General features: G+C 61.1%; 17 protein-coding genes. 8 read left to right on the top strand and 9 right to left on the bottom strand.

The window, feature by feature from the left end; translation table 11 throughout:
• Window positions 1–44: 44 nt before the first annotated feature.
• Window positions 45–1259, top strand: a complete 1215-nt coding sequence (gene epsL / locus QEN43_RS00610) for an XrtB/PEP-CTERM-associated polysaccharide biosynthesis outer membrane protein EpsL (protein ID WP_026610391.1) — start codon at window positions 45–47, stop codon at window positions 1257–1259.
• Between the two features lie 130 nt (window positions 1260–1389).
• Here the strand turns inward: epsL and QEN43_RS00605 are convergent, their stop codons facing one another.
• Complete coding sequence (locus QEN43_RS00605) at window positions 1390–1668, bottom strand: encapsulin-associated ferritin-like protein (RefSeq protein ID WP_026610390.1); 279 nt, start codon at window positions 1666–1668, stop codon at window positions 1390–1392.
• Between the two features lie 357 nt (window positions 1669–2025).
• Window positions 2026–3024: a helix-turn-helix transcriptional regulator gene (locus QEN43_RS00600; RefSeq protein ID WP_026610389.1), complete on the bottom strand. Its 999-nt coding sequence runs from the start codon at window positions 3022–3024 to the stop codon at window positions 2026–2028.
• Window positions 3025–3184: 160 nt separating this feature from the next.
• On the opposite strand from QEN43_RS00600, the gene QEN43_RS00595 reads away from it, so the two are divergent.
• The 7 genes from QEN43_RS00595 (at window position 3185) to QEN43_RS00565 (ending at window position 12691) form a co-directional block, all read left to right on the top strand.
• Window positions 3185–5149, top strand: a complete 1965-nt coding sequence (locus QEN43_RS00595; protein ID WP_051331694.1) for a TonB-dependent receptor plug domain-containing protein — start codon at window positions 3185–3187, stop codon at window positions 5147–5149.
• Window positions 5150–5156: 7 nt separating this feature from the next.
• Entirely contained in the window at window positions 5157–6377 is a 1221-nt protein-coding gene (locus QEN43_RS00590; protein ID WP_036268860.1) for an isochorismate synthase, read from the top strand.
• Window positions 6374–8008 (top strand): (2,3-dihydroxybenzoyl)adenylate synthase, encoded by a 1635-nt coding sequence (locus tag QEN43_RS00585; protein ID WP_026610387.1) that lies wholly within the window; start codon window positions 6374–6376, stop codon window positions 8006–8008. The genes QEN43_RS00590 and QEN43_RS00585 overlap by 4 nt, the downstream gene beginning before the upstream one ends.
• Window positions 8005–8883 carry an isochorismatase family protein gene (locus QEN43_RS00580; protein ID WP_026610386.1) on the top strand — a complete coding sequence of 293 codons (879 nt, stop codon included), beginning with the start codon at window positions 8005–8007 and terminating at the stop codon, window positions 8881–8883. Before QEN43_RS00585 ends, QEN43_RS00580 begins: the two co-directional genes overlap by 4 nt.
• The gene (locus QEN43_RS00575; RefSeq protein WP_317963607.1) at window positions 8880–10169 is read left to right on the top strand and encodes a condensation domain-containing protein; all 1290 of its coding nucleotides are present in this window, start codon (window positions 8880–8882) and stop codon (window positions 10167–10169) included. The genes QEN43_RS00580 and QEN43_RS00575 overlap by 4 nt, the downstream gene beginning before the upstream one ends.
• A 632-nt stretch (window positions 10170–10801) precedes the next feature.
• Window positions 10802–11470, top strand: a complete 669-nt coding sequence (locus QEN43_RS00570) for a uracil-DNA glycosylase family protein (RefSeq protein WP_202901136.1) — start codon at window positions 10802–10804, stop codon at window positions 11468–11470.
• A gap of 552 nt (window positions 11471–12022) precedes the next feature.
• Window positions 12023–12691: a hypothetical protein gene (locus tag QEN43_RS00565; RefSeq protein ID WP_026610383.1), complete on the top strand. Its 669-nt coding sequence runs from the start codon at window positions 12023–12025 to the stop codon at window positions 12689–12691.
• A gap of 808 nt (window positions 12692–13499) precedes the next feature.
• On the opposite strand, the gene QEN43_RS00560 is transcribed toward QEN43_RS00565, so the two are convergent.
• From QEN43_RS00560 to QEN43_RS00530, 7 genes are all read right to left on the bottom strand, one after another.
• Window positions 13500–14294, bottom strand: a complete 795-nt coding sequence (locus QEN43_RS00560; protein ID WP_051331692.1) for a 2,3-dihydro-2,3-dihydroxybenzoate dehydrogenase — start codon at window positions 14292–14294, stop codon at window positions 13500–13502.
• A gap of 143 nt (window positions 14295–14437) precedes the next feature.
• On the bottom strand, window positions 14438–16483 hold the full coding sequence (locus QEN43_RS00555) for an MFS transporter (protein ID WP_317963606.1): 2046 nt from the start codon (window positions 16481–16483) through the stop codon (window positions 14438–14440).
• Window positions 16483–17463: a FecCD family ABC transporter permease gene (locus tag QEN43_RS00550; protein WP_162144301.1), complete on the bottom strand. Its 981-nt coding sequence runs from the start codon at window positions 17461–17463 to the stop codon at window positions 16483–16485. The genes QEN43_RS00555 and QEN43_RS00550 overlap by 1 nt, the downstream gene beginning before the upstream one ends.
• Window positions 17463–18500, bottom strand: coding sequence for a FecCD family ABC transporter permease (locus QEN43_RS00545; protein WP_051331690.1), 1038 nt, complete (start codon window positions 18498–18500; stop codon window positions 17463–17465). Before QEN43_RS00545 ends, QEN43_RS00550 begins: the two co-directional genes overlap by 1 nt.
• A 178-nt stretch (window positions 18501–18678) precedes the next feature.
• Window positions 18679–19623 carry an ABC transporter substrate-binding protein gene (locus QEN43_RS00540; protein WP_084162050.1) on the bottom strand — a complete coding sequence of 315 codons (945 nt, stop codon included), beginning with the start codon at window positions 19621–19623 and terminating at the stop codon, window positions 18679–18681.
• On the bottom strand, window positions 19620–20441 hold the full coding sequence (locus tag QEN43_RS00535; RefSeq protein WP_026610378.1) for a siderophore-interacting protein: 822 nt from the start codon (window positions 20439–20441) through the stop codon (window positions 19620–19622). Before QEN43_RS00535 ends, QEN43_RS00540 begins: the two co-directional genes overlap by 4 nt.
• Before the next feature lie 553 nt (window positions 20442–20994).
• Window positions 20995–21867, bottom strand: coding sequence for an EcsC family protein (locus QEN43_RS00530; RefSeq protein ID WP_051331689.1), 873 nt, complete (start codon window positions 21865–21867; stop codon window positions 20995–20997).
• Window positions 21868–22211 lie beyond the last annotated feature (344 nt).

Genomic DNA, 22211 nt, shown 5'->3' with positions numbered 1-22211 from the left:
GCGCAAGCATTTGAAAGTGTTCAAGCCGCAAGCATTGGCGGGTCATGTATAAGCCCAAAGCCGAAACGATTATTTCCCTGACGTTTTTGGTCTGGACGGAAGCCTCTTTCGGCGTCGCCGATCCGACTGACACTTTTCAGCCTTACATATCCGAGACACTGACCTACGACGACAATCTCTTCCGCCGCCCACGCGAGACGAATCCGAACGCACCGATAGACGATTCGAAGCGCTGGGACTTGATCAATCGGCTTTCCGCAGGTCTCAAAACCTATATTCCGGTGAGCCGTCAGGAATTCTTTATCGAGGGTAAGGTCGACGACAATCGGTTCGTCAACCACGATAACCTGAACCATGTATCAGCCGTGGCAAAAGGGGCGTGGAAATGGCAATTGGGAACGTCTCTCGGCGGGATACTCGGCTATGACTACAGGCAGTACTTGGGACGTTTTACGAACACGGACTTTTTCGGAAAGGATCTCATTACGGACAATTCAGCTTTGGTCGATATCAATTACAAGTTCAATCCACGCTGGAGATTGAACGGACAATACCGATGGCTGAATAGCGAGCATGGTGCAGCCGAGCGTCAATTTCTCGATTTAAAAAGTAATACCGGTATTATCGGACTGCACTACAAATCTCCCGACGAGAATACGATCGGCATTCAATACACGCACACCGATGCTCGCCTGCCGAATCGGGAGCGGATTTTGTCTGCGCTGATCGATAACCAGTACCAAGAACATGAATTGAGCGCACTCTACAAATGGCAGATAACCGGAAAATCGCTGGTAGAGGGGCGCGTAGGCTATCGCATTCGAAAGCACAAGCAATTTTCACAACGAGATTATGAGGGCGAAGCCTGGCGGTTCAATTACCAATGGACCCCGACGGGGAAAACCACAATTACATTGTCCGGTTGGGGAGACTTGTTGAACAAAACCTCGGACATTACGGCCAGCTATGTCATCACCAGAGGCGTCAGCATCACTCCCACTTGGTCGGTAACGCCCAAAATCGACTTGCAAGCGACATTTAGCTGGGAAGAGTGGCAGTACGCCGGCGACCCGAAGTTGCGCCCCGATGCAAAGACTGACGAAGATACAATCTTAATCGGCCGATTATCGGCTTCCTACAACTTTTCCGATCACGGTGAGTTGAATATCGTCTACGAGAAGGGACACCGTAACTCCACCAGGAAGTTTGGCGACTACGAATACAACGCGGTCTTTGCAAACACTATCCTGAAGTTTTGATCGTCCACGCCAAATGCCGACAAGGAAGCTGGCTCTATCCGACCACTCATTCGTCTGGCGATCGGCCGAGGGTAGCGAGCGATGTCCGCACCCCCGAACCGAGTACCGTCGAGAACTCGCGCAACGACCGTTATTCGTGTGCCAAAGGCTTATCCGTGAACAGGTAGTCGCGGAGCTCTTTGGAAAAGGTGGGGTCTTTCCGGCGAATCCATTCGAGAAGCATGGCGGCATGCTCCTTCTCCTCGTCCCGGTTGTGGGCCAATAGGGCTTTCAATTCGGGATCCTTGCAGGCATCGACCCGCTGGTTGTACCAGTCGACGGCTTCCAGTTCTTCCTTCAGTGATTCAATGGCCCGGTGCATGTCGAGGGTTTCTTTCGACAGATCCGATGTGGATTCCTGGTATGGCATGAAGTACTCCTCTATGGATTGAACCTATATCCAGCAGCTGGATTCCCCCTGAAAAGCGCCAAACCCTTATCCCCAGCCCGTCTCCCAGAGGGAGAAGAAGTTTAGCCGCTCCCCCTCTGGGAGAGGGATTGGGGTGAGGGAATGCGGCGGCTGACAGGGCAATGCGGATATTTCCGAAATCCAACTGCGGTTCTTAGGTCGAAGCGTTGGCAACGTCAAACCGACATCCACTGTTTCCAGTAGACGCCGGATCAGAGTAAGGCAACGAACTGCACTTAGTCCACAGGGAGCTCGGCGGCGTCATCCGCGTAAACGTTTGGAAGCGCGAGCCAAGCCCGAACCACACCCAGACCCGTCTCAGCTCCGCCGACGCAGTTGGCTCGGCGCGATCCCGAACTGCCGTCGGAATGCCGTGGCGAAGTTGGCGGCACTGGTATAACCGGCTCGGTGCGCGGCCTCGTTCACGCTGATCCCTTCGCGTTCCAACGCGATACGCGCAGCGTCCAGCAACCGCCGCCGCTGGTAAGCAAAGACACTCATGCCGGTATAGGCACGGAAGTAACGCTGCAAGGTACTGGGGCTCATGCCGATGCGATCAGCCAGGGCTTGCAGCGACAAACCATCGCCCTCGCCACTGTCCAGGAATTCGCGGAACTTCGCTAGGCGCCGGCGCTCCCTTGGCCGCATGGCGCAAGCCGCCATCGGTTCGTGGCCGGAGAGCGCACCGAGTCCTTCGGCGATGATTTCCAAGCAACGACTTTCCAGATAAAGACGCATCAGTGGCGCCATGCCTAAGTGCAATTCGATCAGATCCGTGGCCAAGGCCAAAAGGCGCGGGGTCAGACGCCAATACCGCGCGGCCAGATGCGTGGCGCGAAACCGGATCAGACTGGGATGGGCGGAAAGCGCTTCCTCGTTCTCCGCGAGCCATTGGCTGGTGAGCATGAGGCTCACCACACGCCGGCATGCGCCGCGCCGCAACCGCCGGGCAAACCCTTCCGGCCGGGTCAGCGCGAGGGCCAGTCCTTCGCGGCGCGAACGTGCATCGACGCTACCTTGATGACCCAATTGAAAGCAACATCCCCCGTAGGACACGTCGGCTTGGCCGGCGAGCGGCAACACCAGCAGCAACCCCGGTTGCAACGTGCCCCTGACCTCCAGATTCTGCTCGTCACGCACGTCGGCAGTGTATACCGCCAGGCCCGGACGCACCCGCAGTTCCCGCACTCGGCCGGTGACGACGGGAACGCCGCCCAGCCCAACCACGCCCTCCGCTCCGGCCGGCGTATCCAGCCCCGGCCTCGAAAGCTCCGCGCACTCCACGGTGCGCCGTGAAATCGTCAGTTCTCTATTCATCGGCTGATTCCACAAAGACTCTCCTTGGATCGCATCGAATCACAACCCGAACGGCTGACAAAGAAATTTGCATCTGCCGCAAACGTGGCGATTGGCATTGGAGCGGATAATATCGCTAACTTCATGCGAATACAAATCATTCTCATTTGGGGGGATACATATGAAGAATTCGATCGCCGCCGCGCCGGCTGTCTCGATCCCGCTGGCGGTATTGCTCGCGGCAGCCGGCAGCGTACGGGCCGAAGCCGAAAAGCCGGCGGCCGACGATGCCGTGGTGTTGGGCACCGTCAATGTCTCGGGCACGGCAGTGCCGGACAACGTCATAGAAGTCGAGGATACACCCTCCACCTCGATCAAAGACGTGTTCGAGAAGAACGTCTCGGTGGGCGTTGGCGGGCCGACCGCATTTTCGCAGAAGGTCTACGTCAACGGCATCGAGGAAACCAACCTTAACGTGCAGATCGACGGGGCGCGGCAGGCGAACAATATCTGGCACCACAACGCCAATCTGTTGATCGATCCCAATATATTGAAGGCGGTGGGCGTCGACACTGGCGTCGCGGCGGCCGATGCCGGCCCGGGAACGCTCGGCGGTTCGCTGCGCTACGAAACTCGGGATGTCGACGATTTTCTGCCCCCCGGTCGCAATTTCGGGGCTTTTCTCGGCGGCAGTTTCGCCAGCAATCTCAGCGCCTTCACCGAGACCGGCGCGGCCTACGCCCGCGGCCACGGCTTCGAGGTGCTGGGCTATGCCTCGCATGTCGAAGGTAAGGATTACGATGCCGGCGACGGCGAACGGGTACGAGGCACCGGTGCCAACCAGATCAGCGCACTGGGTAAGGTGGCCTACACAGTCGAGGGCGGGCATCGTATCGAAGCCTCGGCCCAGCACATGGTGGACGACGGCATCCGCCCCTTCCGGGCAAACTTCTCCTCGGCTCGCGGACAGGCGATCTATACCGAGAACATATTCAAGCGCACCACCGCCAATCTCAAATACAGCACCCGTAGGCCGGACGAGTTCTACGACCCGGAAATCCGGTTTTATTACAACGACACCTCGCTTTCCCGTCCGAGCCCTACCGGCGGTTTCCGTCCCGGCTATTTCAATTCCGCCATCGAGAGTTTCGGTATGACCGCCCTAAACCGGTTCAGGACGCCCCTAGGTGAACTCACGGCGGGCATCGACTATTACCACGACCGCGCGACCACCGACAACTTCCGGGATGCCTTGTTCGTCGAAACGTCCACCAACTTGGGCGGTTTCGCGCAATTGCGCAGCCAGCCCTTGGATTGGGTGACGCTGTCCACGGGTCTGCGCGTTGATTCCCACGAACTCGAATCGGTCGACCGGAAACGTTTCGAGAACACCGGCGTCAGCCCAAACGTTTCGTTAAGCCTCGCCGTGGCTCCAGGACTGACCCTGAAAGGCGGGTACTCCTATGTCTTCGGCGGCATTCCGCTTTCCGAGGCTGCCCTCTTCCACACTATGCCTTACTCCTCGTATTCCGACGACCTCGACCCGATGCGCTCGACCAACGCCAAGGTCGGCCTGAACTACACCATCGCGGGATTCTGGGTGGAAGGCGAGGTGTTCTCGACCCGCATCCAGAACACGCCGTGGTACGAGGAAGGCCCGGGCGTATTCAGACGCGTCAACGGCCCTGCGCTCAAGACCGAGGGCTTCAACCTCGGCGCGGGTTTTCAAATCGAAAATGCCGAGTTCGGAGCGCACTACACCCAGACGGAGGTGGAATTCGACCGCAGCCCGCTCGACACGACAGCCTTCTATCTGGGCTCGCCGGTCGGCGAGATCATCAAGCTGCACGGCGCGTACGCCTGGCCGGAAATCGGCGTCAAGGTCGGCATGAGCTCCGAAATCGCGATGCAGTACGAGTACCCCAAAGATTCCGGCTTTCTCGATCTGCCTGGCTATCAGACCTACAACTTTTTCGCACAGTGGCAGCCCAGGTTCTATCGCGGGCTCACCGTGCGCGCCGAGGTCAACAACCTGAGCGATACCGACTATGTGGACCGTTTCACCGCCGGTTCTTCGGCCAGCTTCATCGTCCCGCTCAAAAGCCCAGGACGCAGTTTCGTGGTTTCCACCCGCATCGAGTTCTGAGGTGCCTATGCATTACGAGACACGGCCCTATCTCTCCGCACACGATGATCAAGGCTCAACAGAAACCTTATCCGCAGACGCCCTGTTGCGCGCCTACGGCATAGAATCCAGCTTCTTTTTCGCTACTCCCAGCTCCACCTGGCTGGGGCGGGGAATCCTGGCGAACCTGTCGATTCAACCCAGCACACCCCTGGATGAGGCTCTGACCCGCATGTTTGGGCAAGCTCAAGAACGGGGCGTGCAACGGCCGGTCGCAGTAGGAGCGCTGCCGTTCGATCCCGAAGCAGCGCCGATACTCTATATCCCGGAACGGCTGGAACGCGCTGGTCGGCGGCGGCACGCCCCACCAGCGACGATAGAGCGCGCGCTGAGCGGCTGTACGGCTCAGGAATTTCCACCGGCGGACGTTTATGCCGCAAGTGTACGGGAAGCGCTCACACTCATGCAGGAAACGGCTCTGAAAAAAGTGGTGCTGTCGAGAACGCTCGAAGTCGTCGGCGAGTGCGACATCGACCAGGCTCGGCTGTTACACAACCTCGCTTACCGTAATCCGACCGGCTATACCTTCGCCGTCAATCTGCCACCTACATTACGCGACCTCACGCCGCGCCGCCTGATCGGCGCCAGCCCGGAACTCCTGGTCAGACGCACCGGCGCGAGAGTACTCGCCAATCCTATCGCCGGTACCGCGCCGCGCAGTGCCGATCCGGCCGTCGACCGTGCGCGCGCGGAAGCGCTGCTCCGCTCCGCCAAGGACCGCCACGAACATGCGCTGGTAGTGGAAGCAGTGATAGACGCCCTACGGCCGTACTGCCGGATCATCGACTGCCCGCCTGCGCCCGAGCTGATCAGCACGGCCAGATTGTGGCATCTCTCGACGCGGGTTCGGGGCGAACTGCGCGACCCCGCCGCGACATCGATCGAACTGGCGCGGGCGTTGCATCCGACCCCGGCGGTCTGCGGCGAACCGCGAGCCCTGGCGCGGGCGGCGATTGAGAGGCTCGAATCCTTCTCCCGCGGTTTCTTCACCGGGCTGGTCGGCTGGTGCGACGCCGAGGGCGACGGCGAATGGGCGGTAACGATACGCTGCGCGGAAGTCGAAGGCCCCTGCGCTCGCCTCTACGCCGGCGCCGGCATCGTGCAGGACTCCGATCCCTGGCTCGAAGTCGCGGAAACCGCAGCCAAGTTCCGTACTCTGCTCGATGCACTGACGGGAGGGAGCGCATGAGCGGTGCCGATTTCACACCCTGGCCGGAGGATCTGGCCCGCGAATACCGCGACCGCGGCTGGTGGCGCGGTCAAACACTCGGCGCCTTCCTACGCGAACTTGGGGAGCGTCACGGCGAGCGGACGGCCTTGGTCTGTGGCGAGCGACGCTGGTCGTATCGGGAACTGGATAGGCTCGCGGATCGCCTGGCTGCGGGCCTCTTCGCCCTAGGTCTCGAACCGGGCGAACGAGTGGTCGTGCAATTACCAAACATCGCGGAGTTCTTCACGGTCTGCTTCGCCTGCTTCCGGCTCGGCTTGATCCCTGTGATGGCCCTTCCGGGCCACAGGCGCGCCGAAATCAGCGCGTTCTGCGAAACGGCGGAGGCGTCTGCTTACGTCATTGCCGACCGTCACGAGGGCTACGATTACCGAAATCTCGCGCGCCAAGTCCTCGCTCTGGCGCCGAGCTTACGCCATGTCATCGTGGTAGGCGAAGCCGCTGAGTTCACGCCGCTGGACAGCTTGTACGCCGAGCCGCGAGCGCTGCCCGACCCCGATGCCGGCGCGATCGCCCTGTTGCAGCTTTCGGGCGGCAGCACCGGTACGCCTAAGCTGATTCCCCGCACTCACGACGATTATCTTTACAGCGTGCGCGCCAGCGTCGACATCTGCGGCTTCGACGCCGATACCGTTTTTCTGGCGGCGCTGCCGGTGGCCCATAACTTTCCGCTGAGCTCGCCGGGTACCCTCGGCACGCTGCACGCCGGCGGCCGCATCGTGTTACTGCGGCGGCCCGATCCCGCCGCCGCCTTCGCGATCATCACCGCCGAATCGGTCACCCACGTGGCGCTGGTTCCCGCGCTGCTGTTGGTATGGCTGGAAGCAGCGCGCGGCGAGCGCCCGGCCCTGGAAAGCCTCCGCCTGGTGCAAGTGGGCGGCGCCAGCCTGGCTCCCGAGGTGGCGCGACGGGTACGGCCGACCTTCGGCTGCGCGCTGCAACAAGTGTTCGGCATGGCGGAAGGCCTGGTCAGCTACACGCGCCTGGACGACGCCGAAACCGTCATCGTGGAAACCCAGGGCCGGCCAATCTCGCCCGGCGACGAAATCCGCATCGTCGACGACCAGGATCGCGACGTGCCCGAGGGCGAGACCGGGCATCTCCTGACCCGAGGCCCCTACACGATCCGCGGCTACTGGCGCGCCGACGAGTACAACCGGCGTGCCTTTACCGAGGACGGCTTCTACCGTACCGGCGATCTCGTGCGGCGACGCCCCGACGGTAATCTTCAAGTGATGGGACGGGCCAAGGACCAGATCAACCGGGCAGGCGAAAAGATTGCCGCTGAGGAAGTCGAGCGGTATCTGCTCAGCCATCCGCTGGTCCGCAACGCCGCGCTGGTTTCGGTGCCAGACCCTTGGCTCGGCGAACGCAGCTGCGCTTTCATCGAACTGACCGGGACCGCGACGGAGCTGCCGGCAAGGCTCGCGCTGGATCTCAAGCTGCATCTGCGCGACCGTTGCGGCCTGGCCATGCACAAGATTCCTGACCGATTCGAATTCGTCGATCATCTTCCACTCACCGCGCCCGGCAAGGTCGCCAAGAACCAGCTGCGACTCATGGCCGGCGCCACGAAGAGGAGCACGCCGTGAGCATTCCCCGCATCGCCCCGTATGAGATGCCGCGCTCGTTCCCCGAAGGCAAGGTCGCCTGGCGGATCGAGCCGACGCGCGCCGCTCTTTTGGTGCACGATCTCCAGCAATACTTCCTGGATTTCTACGATCCCGCACAGCCACCCATTCCGGAGCTTCTGGAGCATTGCGCCCGACTAATCGCCGCAGCCCGAACAGCCGGCGTTCCGGTGCTTTACACTGCGCAACCCGGCGGACAGGCGCCCGAAGACCGGGCCTTACTGAACGACTTCTGGGGCGAAGGCATTCCCGACCGTCCCGAATCGACGCGCATCGTGGATGCGGTCGCGCCGCAGCCCGGCGATACTGTGCTGACCAAATGGCGCTACAGCGCGTTCAAGCGCTCCGACCTGGAGGCGCGGCTCCGCGCAATGGGCCGTGACCAGTTGCTGATTTGCGGCGTGTACGCCCACATCGGCTGCCTGATGACGGCGGCGGAAGCCTTCATGCTCGACATACGGCCCTTTCTGATCGGCGACGCTATCGCCGATTTCTCGTGCGAGGATCACCAACAGGCGCTGCGCTATGCCGCCGGCCGTTGCGCGCGGGTTTGCGGGACCGAGGACGCCGTTCAGGCACTGACCGGCGAGGAACTCGCCCTGGAATCGCTCAGGGGTGAGATCGCCGAGCAAATGGGAATCGAACCCAGCCTACTTGGCGATCACGACGATCTGCTGCTCATGGGACTGGATTCGGTGAATCTCATGATGCTGATGGAACGCTGGCGGCAGCGCGGCTGGCACGCGGAATTCTCCGACCTGGTGACAATACCGACGCTGGCGGCCTGGCATATTCTCCTCAACTCCGCACCGGGCACAGCCCGGGCAGCGGCATGACGGCCATGGGCGGCGCCTGGCCGCTGACCCAGGCTCAACTCGGCGTACTTCTCGGGCAGCAACTCGCCGGCGACGACAGTGTCTTCTACGCCGCGGAATGCACGGAGCTGGAAGGCCCGTTCGATCCCGTCCTGTTCGAACAGGCGGTGCACGCGACCTTGCGCGAAGCGACGTCCCTGCACCTTCGCATCGTCAAGCACGAAGGCGGCTACGAGCAGCAGCGCATCGCACCGCGCCTCCCCGCTCTCGCGGTCCAAATCGTCGAAAGGCACTCCGACAGCGATTTCACCGCCGAGCTATCGGCACAACTGGTGCGGCCTTTCGATCCCGAAACGGGGTACCTCTACGACCACCGTCTCTACCGCCGCGCCCCGGATCGCCATGTCTGGCTGCACCGAGCCCATCACCTGCTGTTGGACGGCTACGGCTTTCAACTCATTACGCGCCGCGTCGCCGCGCATTACGGCGCGCTGGTGGCGGGCGAGACCGCGCCGCCGGCCGTGTTCGGCGATCTCGGTCCGGTGGTGGAAGCCGACCGGGCTTACCAGGAGTCGCCGGATCGGGAAACCGATCGGCAATTTTGGCTCAATACGCTGGCGGGACTGTCGCCCAAATCCTTATGCCCGCACCCGGCCGCCGGCATAGGCCGCGGCCGGCGCATCGGCAGCGAATTACCCGCCCCGACCGTCGCTCGTCTCAAGGCTTGCGCGCAGGAACTCAACCTAACCTGGCCGGAACTCCTGATCGCCGGATTCGCCGCATTTCTCGCTGTGCACGGTCATGGCCGCGACGTGGTACTGGGCATGACCAACATGATGCGGCACAGCGGAACGGTAGCGCGCACGCCATGCAGTGTGATGAACGTGATGCCGCTGCCCGTGCCGAATGCAGAAAGGCTTTCGTTGGCCGCCATCGCAGAAGCCGTGCGCCGGGACATGCCGCGGCTGCGCCGATACCAGCGCTACCGCTTCGAGCATCTGGAGTTCGACCTCGAAAGAGCCGGCTATCCCCACGGCCTGCTCGGCACCGAGATCAACATCATGCCTTTCGAACCGCCGAGCCGGTTCGGCCCTTGCCGTGCCTACACCCGGACCCTAGCCGCCGGGCCAGTGGAAGACCTGGCAGCGGTCTTCATGGCCCGCGGCGATGCGATCATCCTCGACCTCGATGGCCGACCGGAAAACTACGACGACGTGACGCTCCGAATTCACTGGCAACGGATCGCCGGCTTCCTCGCGCGAGCGCTGGACCGCCCCCGAGCGCCGGTCGTCGACTTGGCGACTTGAATGCCGGGCCTAAACGCCCAGCTAGGCTAGCGAGAGCGTTCCATTTCGCCTCTCCACCTGCATTGGGGGAAAGGTGGCTCCAGCGCTGCTCCCGGAGTCACCGTTTGTAATCGGGAGGGATTCCCATTTTTTGTTCAGTTGCATCGTCGGGGAAGGGACTCCCATTTTTTCCCAGCAGTATTCTCAGGAAAAGATGCCCATCCTCAATGGCGCTTTGCATTAGCACCCATGGCGTCATCCTACGCTCACCCAACTTGATAAACAGTGCTCGACTCCAGACGCTGGGGAATCGGCTGTCTCCATTGCGGAAAATCTTGAACGACACTTTCTGCGGATACGCCATGGAGAAGATTAGAAGCAATCATGGCCGGGCAAATGTTTACTATCCTTACCTTCAGCACTCAAGCACGATAGGACAGATTTAGTGGTATTCCACTGTAACTCGCCGCGCAACGCGGAAGGCGGGTTACGCGACTACGCTAATCCCCTACGTCCTTAGGGCGTCTAAATCGCCTATCTTGCGGGATGGGGACATGGACTCAAGGTACGGCCGTGAAATCAAGGATTCTTGTGCGTCAAGGGACGTGAGGAAAAATCGTAACGGATAAAAAACAGAACCCGTGGTTTTACCAATGAGATCAATAACGAAACACGACATTCCTGAAATCGCAGCCCAGGCATTAGAAGGTCAATTGGGGAATCCAGGAGCGTTTTTGTATAGTAGCCACGAAACTATTCGTCCGGGCGAAATTTACTTTTTGGGTCTAAACCCCGGCGGTTGTGGCGGCCCGTCTCTTCGGGAACGCCTAGACAGGATACTGAGTCAAGAGGAAAACGCGTATTTAGATGAAGCGTGGGAAAATGATGGTCGCTCGTATGAGCCGGGCGAAGCCCCGCTCCAAAAGCGGGTTGTATGGCTTTTCCGCAATATTGGATTTGATCCCCGAGAAGTTCTCTCAAGCAACCTCATATTCATGCAAAGCAAGGACGCCAGCGGTGTTTCGATTGAGCACGCCCACAAGTGCTGGCCGGTGCATGAAGCACTCCTTAGCATCGTCCGACCGCGCCTCATACTCACATTTGGTAACTCGGGTTTTTCACCCTATGGATATATTCATGCCCGACACGGAGGAAACCAACGTTACGCGCCATCTGGGCACGGTAATTGGTCACTAAAGGGATTCAAAACACAAATGCCGTGGGGCGAAGTATTTGTTGCTGGCATTCCACACCTAAGCCGGTACAGCCCTATCGGCAAAGAGTATGTCGTCGATTGGATACGGAATCAAGGACGAGCATAACAAGTAGCAGCAGATGCCGCGTCTACAGCGTCTCGCTGCTGAATGCAGACGTTTGCACATAGAGCCGGTTAGCAAATGATCAAATCGGCTTTCGCGCGTGCTATTGAGTCAGGGGAAATGGCTATCGCCCCGAAGACAGATAAAACGCGAATGTGGCATCTGGCAGCGGCGGTTTTGGGAACATGCCATACGGGATCAAAACGACCTCGAAGCCCACGTCCACTACAACCCGGTTAAACATGGCTGGGTACGACGCACCGCCGATTGGCCAAATTCAAGCTTTTACCGCTTCCTTCAGTTGGGACGGTATTTCTTGGAATGGGCGGCTCCGATGGATATTCGGGCGTGGGATTTGGAGTGAGGATTGCGCCTCGTAAGGCGGGTTACGCTGAGCTAACCTGCTCTATCGAACTACTCGCGCGCGGACTCTACTACGTTCTATCCTGGCTACTTGCCTTTGGCTAGCAAGGCAGAAAATGTCCTTTGAAACCGTAACGAATGTAAACAGAAACCGTTTAATTACCTGTCGGGCATAAGAAATAGAAATTCGACATGACAGACTTTTCGTGTAAGGAGTCAAACCACTCACCCACTTGGGGGCTCATGGATTTGTTTGCGTGGAAGTTACTACCACCGCGCTTCGGTGGTGGTATTACGTACATACAGAGATTCAAAGACGCATGGGTTCACCACAACAGGATGCTCATCAGGGCGGCTGCGACGCGATACAAAATGCCGCCAGAGTTGCTCGCAGGCGTCTGCTGGATAGAGGTGGGCGGAGATCCAAACTTTATTGACCGTGTGGCTTTTGAGGTTCGATCATTTGACTGGAGTGGTCCCACTTGGGTCGATAGAAACCTGACCATCACAAGCAACCCTGCAAAGACATCTTTTGGATCGGTCAGCATACAACTCCGCACTGCGGCTGCGACCATGGGGCTGAATCCTTCGGAGATGTCAACTGCACAGCTTAGAAACTTAGCACGTTGCCTTCAAAAAGATGTCTTCAACATTGAGGTTGTTGCCCGCCACCTGCGGCAGCTCCTTGATCATGACGGGTTGCAAAAGAACCCTCCACTTCTGGCCATGGAGCACGTACGGATAGTTGGTGCGAGATACAACCGGGGCATCGGCTTATCGCTCGATGACATCAAAAAGAACACGAGCTATGGGGATTTCATTGTTAAGTTCTGGCCCCGATTTACAAAGCTTCTCAAATAACCAGGGGGTTCCAATGAAAGTTATGGGAAGAATTTTCTCGTACCTCCTATTTGCTTATGGACTTCTTATCTTTATTGCTATGCCGAGTAATAAGTACGCATGGATGCAAGAAATGGATCCATCAATTTCGCCCTTACCGCCTGATGACGGCTTTGGTGATAGAACGATATTTACACTCCTGCTCTTGCTCGTCATTGTCGCGACACAGCTAAGAATAGCTGTCATTTCCGCAAGTAAGACGGAAAAGACGGTTTCAATAATTCTGATTCTAGTGGCTATCTCGGCATGGTTATTACCTTCTTGACAAGGAAACGGCCCAATCGGATAACCGGGGTTTCTAACCCCCAGTTTCCACACCACCACAGCATGCTGGTCCGCTACTACCCAAGCGGTTTCGGATAAGGGGGCACACGACGATATCAGGTATAACCATGGGCCGTCACCCACAGATCACGGATCGAGATCAGCGCTTGGGTTTTCAGCTATAAGCGGGTCATCCCGGTTTGGGCGCCAGAGTCCACGACAGATAACAATCGCTATTAGGGACTCCATCCTTGGAGTCCACCCTGCGGGCCAGCTTCCGGCTGTCCAAGATCGTTTCTGACGATTCTATGCTGCTGATTTCTGTCAGGAACGCCCGACGCTTGCTCGTCCCCAGAGCTAGCAGGCTACGGACCTTGGTGTCCACCTGGCTCCACTGTTTCCAGCCGGCGTAGCCCGGTGGTACTTCGCGGGATCCGAGGCGATCGGCACCCCGGCTCTCCCAAGTTTCACAGCGTTGCGCCCAACCTCCTTTCAAAACACGCTTTCACCCCAAAGTCGCCCCGCCATCAACTACGAGATTCTGCATCGTGATATGTCCAGCAGCGTCGGACAGCAGGAACAGTACGGCTTGGGCGATATCCTCGGGTTGCGCCAGCTTGCGCAGCGGGATGCCGAGCCGGTGTTTTTCCAGAGATCCCCTGATGATCTCCTCGGCGCTGCCGGCGCCGTCGCGCCAATAGCGGCGCTGCATCTCGGTGTCGGTCGATCCAGGCGAGACTAGATTGCAGCGAATGCCGTATTCCGCGAGTTCCAGCGCCAGGCAGCGGATGTATTGGGCGGTGGCGGCCTTGGAGGCGGCATAAGCAGCCATGTCCATGCGTGGGGTCGAGGCCGCGTTGGAACTCACGGTCACGATCGCGCCACGCCGCCGCTCGCGCATGCGCCGTGCCACCGTGCGGGTGAGAAAGAACACGCCGTGGGTGTTGACTGCGAAGCTCTGCATCCAATCTTCGTCGTCGACATCGATCGCTCCGCCGATGTACAGCACACCGGCGACGTTAACCAGGTAGTCGATGGTGCCGAGCTCCCGTTCCACGCGCTCGACCGTTTCCGTGACGGCCGCTGCGTCACGCAGGTCGAGCACGAAAGGATGCAAGTTATCGTGCGAGGCGCATGTATCGCTTAAGGAAGCACCGTCGATGTCAACGGCGGCCACGGTTAGCCCACGGGCCGTCAGCGCCGAGGCAACTGCCGCACCGATACCACGAGCGGCTCCAGTGACCAGGGCGACGCCCGGACTCAAAGGGCATTCGGAAAAATGCGATAAGGATGAAGGCATGGTTTCATTTCGCGGCTAGACCAACGGATTCTGGTCGGTGCTCGACGATTGCGAGCCGATCCGCACGGGGTAGCCCGGATGAAACGGAGTGAAATCCGGGACCATCGAAGATGTTCCCCGCATTCCGCTTCGCTCCATGCGGGCTACGACTCGGTTGCGAGCTTCGGGGTGGACCGCAGTTGTAGCCATCCCAACAAACCCAGGGTCAGTAGCGTAACACCGGCAGCGAGCCAGCCGGCCCGCTCGAAGTGCTGTAGGGCGCCGGTGGCGTCAATGCTGGTGATCAGTCCCGCGCTCCAGGCGGCGAGTCCTGAGGCCGCGTCGGTGCTGGCCGTGTTGATCGCCATGTAACGGCCGCGCAAGGGCGGCGGGACGCGGCTGATGAGCCAAGCCGAGGCCGGGATGGCGCGAGTAGAAGTCAGTACCATGAACAGCATGAACACCAGCGCGGTTTGCACTAGCGGCCCTGGTTGAAGCTGGGTAAGCCAGAGATGCGGAACGATACTCGCCAGCATCAGCAGCGCGAGCACGCGTGCCGCACCGAACCGGTCGGCGGCGCGGCCTATCCAGCGTGCCGCCAAGAAGGTCGCGAGTCCTGCACAGAGATAAATCCAGGACATGTCACGCAGCGCGACGCCCAGCGTACCGTTCAGATGCGCACCGAGATACGGCACGATGAGAAAGCCGGCGAAAACGATACCGAAGCTCAGCAGCCAGCCCAGGGCAAGCGAACTATCGGTAAGCCGAGCACGCGTGGCGACCACGCTGGCCGGCGAGCGCGGCAGCCCGAACCGAAGGCCGATCCATAACGAGGCGGACAGCACCGCAACCGCGAAAAACGGTATCCGCCAGCCGCCCAGCGAAGCCAGCCAGAGTCCTGAGGGCACTCCGATGACGGCGCAGAGACCGAAGGCCGACATCACGGTGCCGATGGCCCGGCCGCGCCGCGCTGGCTCGATGCCGTCGGCGATGATTGCCATCACCGCGGCGTTGATCAGCCCGGCGCAGCCCCCGGCCAAAGCGCGAGCGGCGAGCAGCGACTCGAAGCCTGCCGCCGTGGCGCAGGCCAGGGTGGCAACGATAAAACCGGCGTACAGCATTAGCACGGTTCGCTTGCGGTCGCTGCGATCCAGCAGTCGGCCCCCAACCAGGCTCGCCAGCGCCGACGCGAGCGTATAGACGCCGACCAGCGATCCGAACCGCGCCGGGCCGATGTCGAAGGCGCGCATCACTTCCGCGCCCAGCGGCATCAGCACCATGTAATCGAGGAGATGGGTGAATTGCAGCGCCGCGAGCAGGAGCACGAGACGGCGCTCTTTCGCCGGCACAGATTCCGCGGTCGCGGGCAGTTTGGCGGCCCGCTTCGCTTTCGCTTCGATGCTGTACGGCAAGGGGCGCGGCATGGGCGCGGGTGCATTCAGCGCGCGCAAGGGCACGGCGACGGGGCGATCGTCGGGCGCACGCAGGATGTGGCTATCGATGCCATACAGCCGGCGCAGCACGTCTTCCGTGAGCACCTCCTCGGGCGTGCCGCAGGCAGCGAGTTCGCCTCGGTCCAACGCCACCAGCCAATCGGCATGGCGGGCGGCGATGAGGTCGTGCAGCACCACCACGACGGTGCGGCCGGTATCGGCCAAGGCACGGAGCAAAGCCAACAATTCCAGTTGGTGGCCAGGGTCGAGCATGCTGCCCGGTTCGTCGAGAAGCAGAACCGGCGTCGATTGCGCCAACATCATCGCCAGCCAGGCGCGCTGACGCTGCCCGCCGGATAGCGTGTCTAAGGGCCGCTGCGCGAGTTCCATCAGATCGGTAAGCTGCAGAGCCTCTTGTACCGCCTCCTCGTCTTCGGATGACCAGCGGCCCAGCAGCCCTCGATGAGGATGGCGGCCCAGCGCGACCAGCGATGCCACGCGTAAACCGGCCGGGGCTTGCGGAAACTGGGGCAGGAAACCGATGCGTCGCGAAAGGGCCGCGGCCGAAAGCGCGCGCAGTTCTTCATTCCCTAACCACACCCGACCCGACGCTGGGCGATGAAGGCCGGCCAGGCAACGCAACAGGGTGCTCTTGCCGCACCCGTTCGCTCCGACGATCGCTGTGATGCGCCCGGGCGGAATGTGCACGCTGAAATCCTTCAGCACAGTTTTCGCGCCGTAGCCAGCGCTTAGGTTCTCGACGCGCAGGTCCAGCATCAGCTAACTCCGTAAGGCGAAGGCCGCAATAGCAGCCACAGCAGAAAAGGCCCGCCCAGTAACCCGGTCACGACTCCGGCCGGGATTTCGACCGGCGGTGCGAGCACCCGTCCAAGCAGATCGGCGGCGATGACCAGGGCCGCGCCGATTACGGCAGCACTCCAGAACGGCGCCGATCCATCCACCGATAGCCGGCGTGCAAAGATCGGAGCGGCGATGGCAACAAACCCCACCGGCCCCGACACGCTAACGGCGAGTCCGGCGAGCGCGGCGGCGAGCAGCAGGATGGCAAGGCGCAAATGTTCGAGACGCACACCGAGACTGCGGATGCTGTCATCGTGCAAGCCGAGCAATGTCAGGCTTCGAGTCAGAGGGAACGTTGCCGCCAACAATAAACCGAGCACGAGGGCTGCGATCGTCAGCAGCGGCCAGGTCCGGCCGGTCAAACTGCCAACGCTGAAGGCGTACATCCCGCCGGCATGGAAGATCGGCAGAGTCGCCATGGCGATATCGAAACCGGCCCGCAACAGGCTAGCGACTCCTAGTCCGACGACCAGCACACGATAGCCCTGGGTGCCGACGCCGCCGGCGGCCAGCAGCGTGAACAACGCAGTCGTCAAAGCACCGATCAAAGCGCACCACCACGGACCGACCAGTCCGGCGGGGCTCACCACCAAGGTGACGGCCAGCGCCAGCAATGCGCCGTCGTTAACACCGAGCAGATCGGGACTCGCCAAACGGTTGCGCGCGAGCGCCTGCAACAAGGCGCCGGCGCATCCGAGTGCGGAGCCGACCACCAGCGCTGCGCACAGCCGTGGTAGCCGAATTTGGAAAACCAGAGTGCTCAACCAGGGTGGGCCGCTACCGTCGAGACACGCCAGCAACTGCCCCGGCGACAACCAAGGGGAACCCGCAGCCAGCGCTGCAAGGGCCAACAATGCCAATGCGGGGACCAAACCAATCCGGAGCGTCCAGCTCATCAGCATTCCGCTCCGGTGCGGCTCAGCGCCAAAGTGGCGTCGCGATGCACGATCCAGATCAGCAACGGCGCGCCGACCAGTGCCAGCACCGCGCTCATGGGCGCCTCGTAAGGCGCGACGATCAATCGGGCGGCGAGATCCGCGAGCAGCAGCAACGCGGCGCCGATCGGAATCGCGAAGGCGAGCTGCTCGCCGATCGTGACGCCGGCGAGCGCACGAGCGCAATAGGGTGCTATTAGGCCGAGAAACGCGATGGGGCCGGCCAGCGCGACTGCAGTTCCGGCCAGAAGCGCGACGGTCATGACCGTCAGCGCCCGGATCGGTCCTGGCCGATGGCCGAGAGCGCGAGCCAAATCGTCACCCAGGGTCAGCGCCGACAAGGGGCGGACCAACAGGACCGCCAACGTGAGACCGATCCCGATCAGAGCCAAGCCCGGCACGAGCAGGCCGGCGTGCGGATGGGTCAGCGAGCCGAGCACCCAGAATCGGAACTGGTCGAGATTAGCGCTGCTCGCCAGCGACAGCCAGGCGGTCAGGCTTTGGCAGGTAGCGCCGATCGCGAGCCCTGCCAGCACCAGGCGCAGCGGCGAGGCATGGCCCCGGCCTGCGTGCGCGAGAATCAACGCTAAGGCACTGCCGGTCAACGCCCCGCCGAGAGCCCAGGAGATTTGCAAGCCCGGCGTCAGCCCCCCGGCCAGAGCGATACCTAGCGCCACAGCCAGGGCTGCGCCGCTATTGACGCCCAACAAGCCGGTCTCGGCCAGCGGATTGCGCGTCACTGCCTGCAACAACACCCCCGCTGCGCCGAGTGCCGCACCCAACGCCAGCGCCTTCAACACTCGCGGCAGACGCAGTTCACCAAGCACAAGATCGACTTGCGCATCACTGCTGTGCATGCCGCCCAGCAGCCAGTCGACGCTTTCCTCCAAACCGACACTGCCCGCCCCCATGCTTACAGAAGCAAGGCTCAGCATCGCTGTCAGCACGAGTAGCAGAACGTAGCCGGGCAAGGTCGATAGGGGTACGGCTTTCTTCATGCTAAATCGGGCAGTCGGATACCACCTGAAAAGCGCCAGGCCCTCATCCCCAACGCTTCTCTCAGAGGGACAAGGGAGTTTCGCCTCCTTTCCTCTAGGCGCGGGGTTAAGGTGATGGAATGCAGCGGCTGATGGGGCATTGCGGTCATTTCGGAAACTCAACTACAGTTTTTCAGCTTCATGGTTCCAAAGTTGCGCCAAGCATGGCCCTCTCGACGTCGTCCAGCACGGCTTTCGCCGCCAGAGGACCGCCGATCATGGTCCACAACGTCGCATCGACTTCGCGCACATGGCCACGCTGTGCCGCCCGCAATCCGGCGAAAGCAGGCTCCCCGCGCAGCGCAGCCACGCCATTCGGATCGGGCGTGTAGTTGCCGATGAACAGCCAGTCGCCGTCGATATCGGCCAGCCTTTCACGGCTGAGCGGAGGTCCGTGACCCGCCCCCGGAGCACGCTGAGCCGGGGGCCGCACCAGGCTCAGATCGGCCAGCACACGCCCGGCGAAGGCGTCGCCGAGCATGAACATGGGGCCGTTCGGCGTCAGACGAACGATGCTCACTGACTCGCCGGCATGGGCCGCAAGTTTTTCCCGCAAGGCCGCTGCCCGTTTGCGGTACTCGTCGAGGACCCGTTGCGCCTCGTCCGGGCGGGCTACGGCCTCGGCGATCCGCCGAAAGCTGTCCTGCCAGAATTCTCCGGGAGTGAAACTGACCACGGTCGGCGCGATAGCTTCCAACTGGGCCAGCCGCTCCGGATCGGCTTGACCGCCGGCGAGTATCAGGTCCGGCTGCAAGACCGCGATGCGGTCCAGTGAGGGCTGGGCGACATTGCCGAGACTTTCGATGCCGGCGGCGCGCGTGCCGAGATAAGCGGGCGGGCTATCGCTGCCACGGGCGTTCGTCGCGCCGACCGGCCGTAAGCCGAGAGCGAGCAAGGCGTCCAGGTCCAGTTCGCTCAGCGCCAGTATTCGCCGCGGGGTTGCGGGTATCCGTACCACGCGCCCCACCGCATCGGTCATTTCTTGGCTCGCAAGCTCCGGAGCGTTCGAACCGGTGGTGGAACGGTCACAGGCCGTTAACAACACGAGCAGAACAATCGATGCGAGACTCAGCGCCGGATTCATGAATCGGTCTCCATCAGACGATGGCGTTCTTCGTGATACTCCTCTTCCCGTCGACCGCGACGCCAGTACGGCACCGCGTACAGCGACTCGGCCGGCACGCCGCGGTCCCTGCGTAGATGGCGGCGGATGGCGAGCACCGCGTCGTTTTCACCGGCGATGGTGGCGAAGATCCGGGCCGACGACGGCCAATCGATTTCGCGCACTGCGTCCGGCAACTGGCTGGTAGCGCCGCCCCGCAGCCAGTGCAGCTTCACGCCGGGCGGATGGCAAAGATCAAGCTCGTCACCGGTATCTTCCACTTCGATCAAGACCGCGCCGCGCGCCGACGCCGGTAGAGTTTCCAGAACCGCGGCGATCGCCGGCAGCGCCGTCAAATCGCCCGCGAGCAGGTGGAAATCGGCATCGCTGCACGAAAGCTTTGGCCCGCCCGGGCCGGCCACTCCGATGCTGTCTCCGGCTTGGGCACGGGCCGCCCAACGCGAGCCGGGTCCATCGTTGCCGTGCAGTACGAACTCAATATCCAGCGTTCGACGCGTGCGATCGAAACGCCGCAGACTATAGGTACGCGCCGCCGGGCGTGGTCCTTCCGGCCATTCCGGACCGCCGCGCCCGATCGTCGGCAAGACCGCCGCGGCGCCGGGCGACGGCACGAACAGCTTGAGGTGCGCACCGGGCACGGCGTCCGGGAAATCATGCAAATCTTCGGAAAAGAAGCGAACACGAAGCAGATGCGGACTCAAGCGTTCGGTTTGCCGCACCGTTAGCCGGCGCGGGCGGGTTGGGTGCCGCGAAAGCGGTGGAGCAGTGACAGCGGACATTGCACCTTCAATTCGAAATCAAGGCATTCTAAGCGGTGCGTTGTATCCGAAAGCCCCGCGAACGGCCGAATTGATCGGTACGAAAAACAATGCGCGCGTTTCGCAAATGCCCTTCTGCCGGGTACTTGACGTTGTGGTCGGAGATAGTTTCGATACCGCCGCGTTGTGTTCTGGGTAAAGGCGGTAGGGCGAGCGGGGCGACACTTGACCCATCTTTTTGGTAGCTCCGATTAACCTAATAACCGCAGTTGAATTTCCAGAATGACGCACTGCCCCATCAGTCGCCGCATTCCCTCAGTCCAACCTCTCTCCCAAAGGGCGAGGGGCCGAAGTCCCTTCTCCCTCTCGGAGAAGGGCTGGGGATGAGGGCCTGGCGCTTTTCAGGTTCTACCCAGCTGCCGGACTTGGGTTAAGTCCTTCGACAGGACAGTCCCGGGCTTGTCGAAGGGCACGAACCGAATCCACTTGCTCAGAGATACCTTTAATCAAAAGATCGCAAAGCAGGCGTGAGTAGAAATGCTTGGCGATTTTCGACGAATAATCCTCGTCGGCATCATGCGGACCGAGCCGCCATGGCCGACGTATCTACTTCGCGCTCATGCCGAACCGATTTCAGCTTCCGGTACTCGGCCTCGATATAAGACCGCCCGTAACGGCGTTCCAGCCGCCGCATGACGAAATGGCTGCGAGCCATGCTTTGAAAATGCCGGACGAACAGATCGTTGATGAAAGCGCCGCCGACCGCGCCGACTAAGGGCAGCATTTCCGCGGCGGCTTTTTCGGACAGCGTCAGCCCGAATTGCTCGGATACGATCAGTATCATGCGGCTGATGGCGGGTGCTCCTTTCCGGCTTAAGCCTTGCTCCGCAATCTGGCGCGACGCCTGTTTGACGGCGGCTTCGAGAGCCAGGCGCAGGCCGTAATAACCGGTATCGGCGGCATCGTCGACCTTCGAGCGTCCTCCGAGGGCGAAAACTTCGAGGCCGGCCAGACGGGTCTCCAGCCGGTTCAGATCTTCGCCTTCGCTGCGGGCGATTTCGGCAATGGCAGCGAGCATAATCAAGGTCGTGATAGGCAATTCCACCAACAATGCGGAACCGCCCAGAAATCCGCCGATCACGCCCGCGGTCCGCGCCATGCGACGGTAATAGCGTTCGCTGCGAAGTCGTCGCGGCCCGAGGCAGGTGACTGCGACATCCAAGAGGCGGGCCATGCACGCCTGCAAAAGACGGGAGAAATGGCGGTGCCAGCGCGGCGGTATCAGCTTGAGCCCCTTGTCGACCGGTGTACCGACGACATGAGCCAGATGAGCGGCAAAACTGGGGTATTCGAGACAGCGGAAAGCCTCCCGTAGCCGGCGACGGTCTTCAGCCGCCAGTTCGATGACGCCCGATCTAGGCGAAGAGCAGTCGTATTCAAGTTTCATCGTCGAGTCACCTTTTAGGTCCTTGAAGACGCCGACCGGCGGATTCGATCTTCGGCAACGTGGCCGACAGCGTGTTCCAAGCCATTCAGAGTCGCGTTCGATCGACTATCGCGACCTTGTGGGACACGCGATAACCGCACATCTGTCGCAAACGAGAGGGATATTTGATTGAGAATCATTATCATTTTAAATGCGCTCACGTCAAGCGAAATTCACGCTGAAACCCCACCACGGACTTTGCGACCCCAGGTCTCCCGATCAAGACCAGCAGGCGCGCCGTTAGGGCGTTTTCATCTTGTTCACATGGCTAACCAGGCTTGGCGGAAGTCGTTGGCGCCTTCGGC

Source organism: Methylocaldum szegediense (genome assembly GCF_949769195.1).
Lineage (GTDB): Bacteria > Pseudomonadota > Gammaproteobacteria > Methylococcales > Methylococcaceae > Methylocaldum > Methylocaldum szegediense.
Note: the sequence above shows the minus strand (reverse complement) of the source record. Positions and strands in the feature narration are given on the sequence as shown.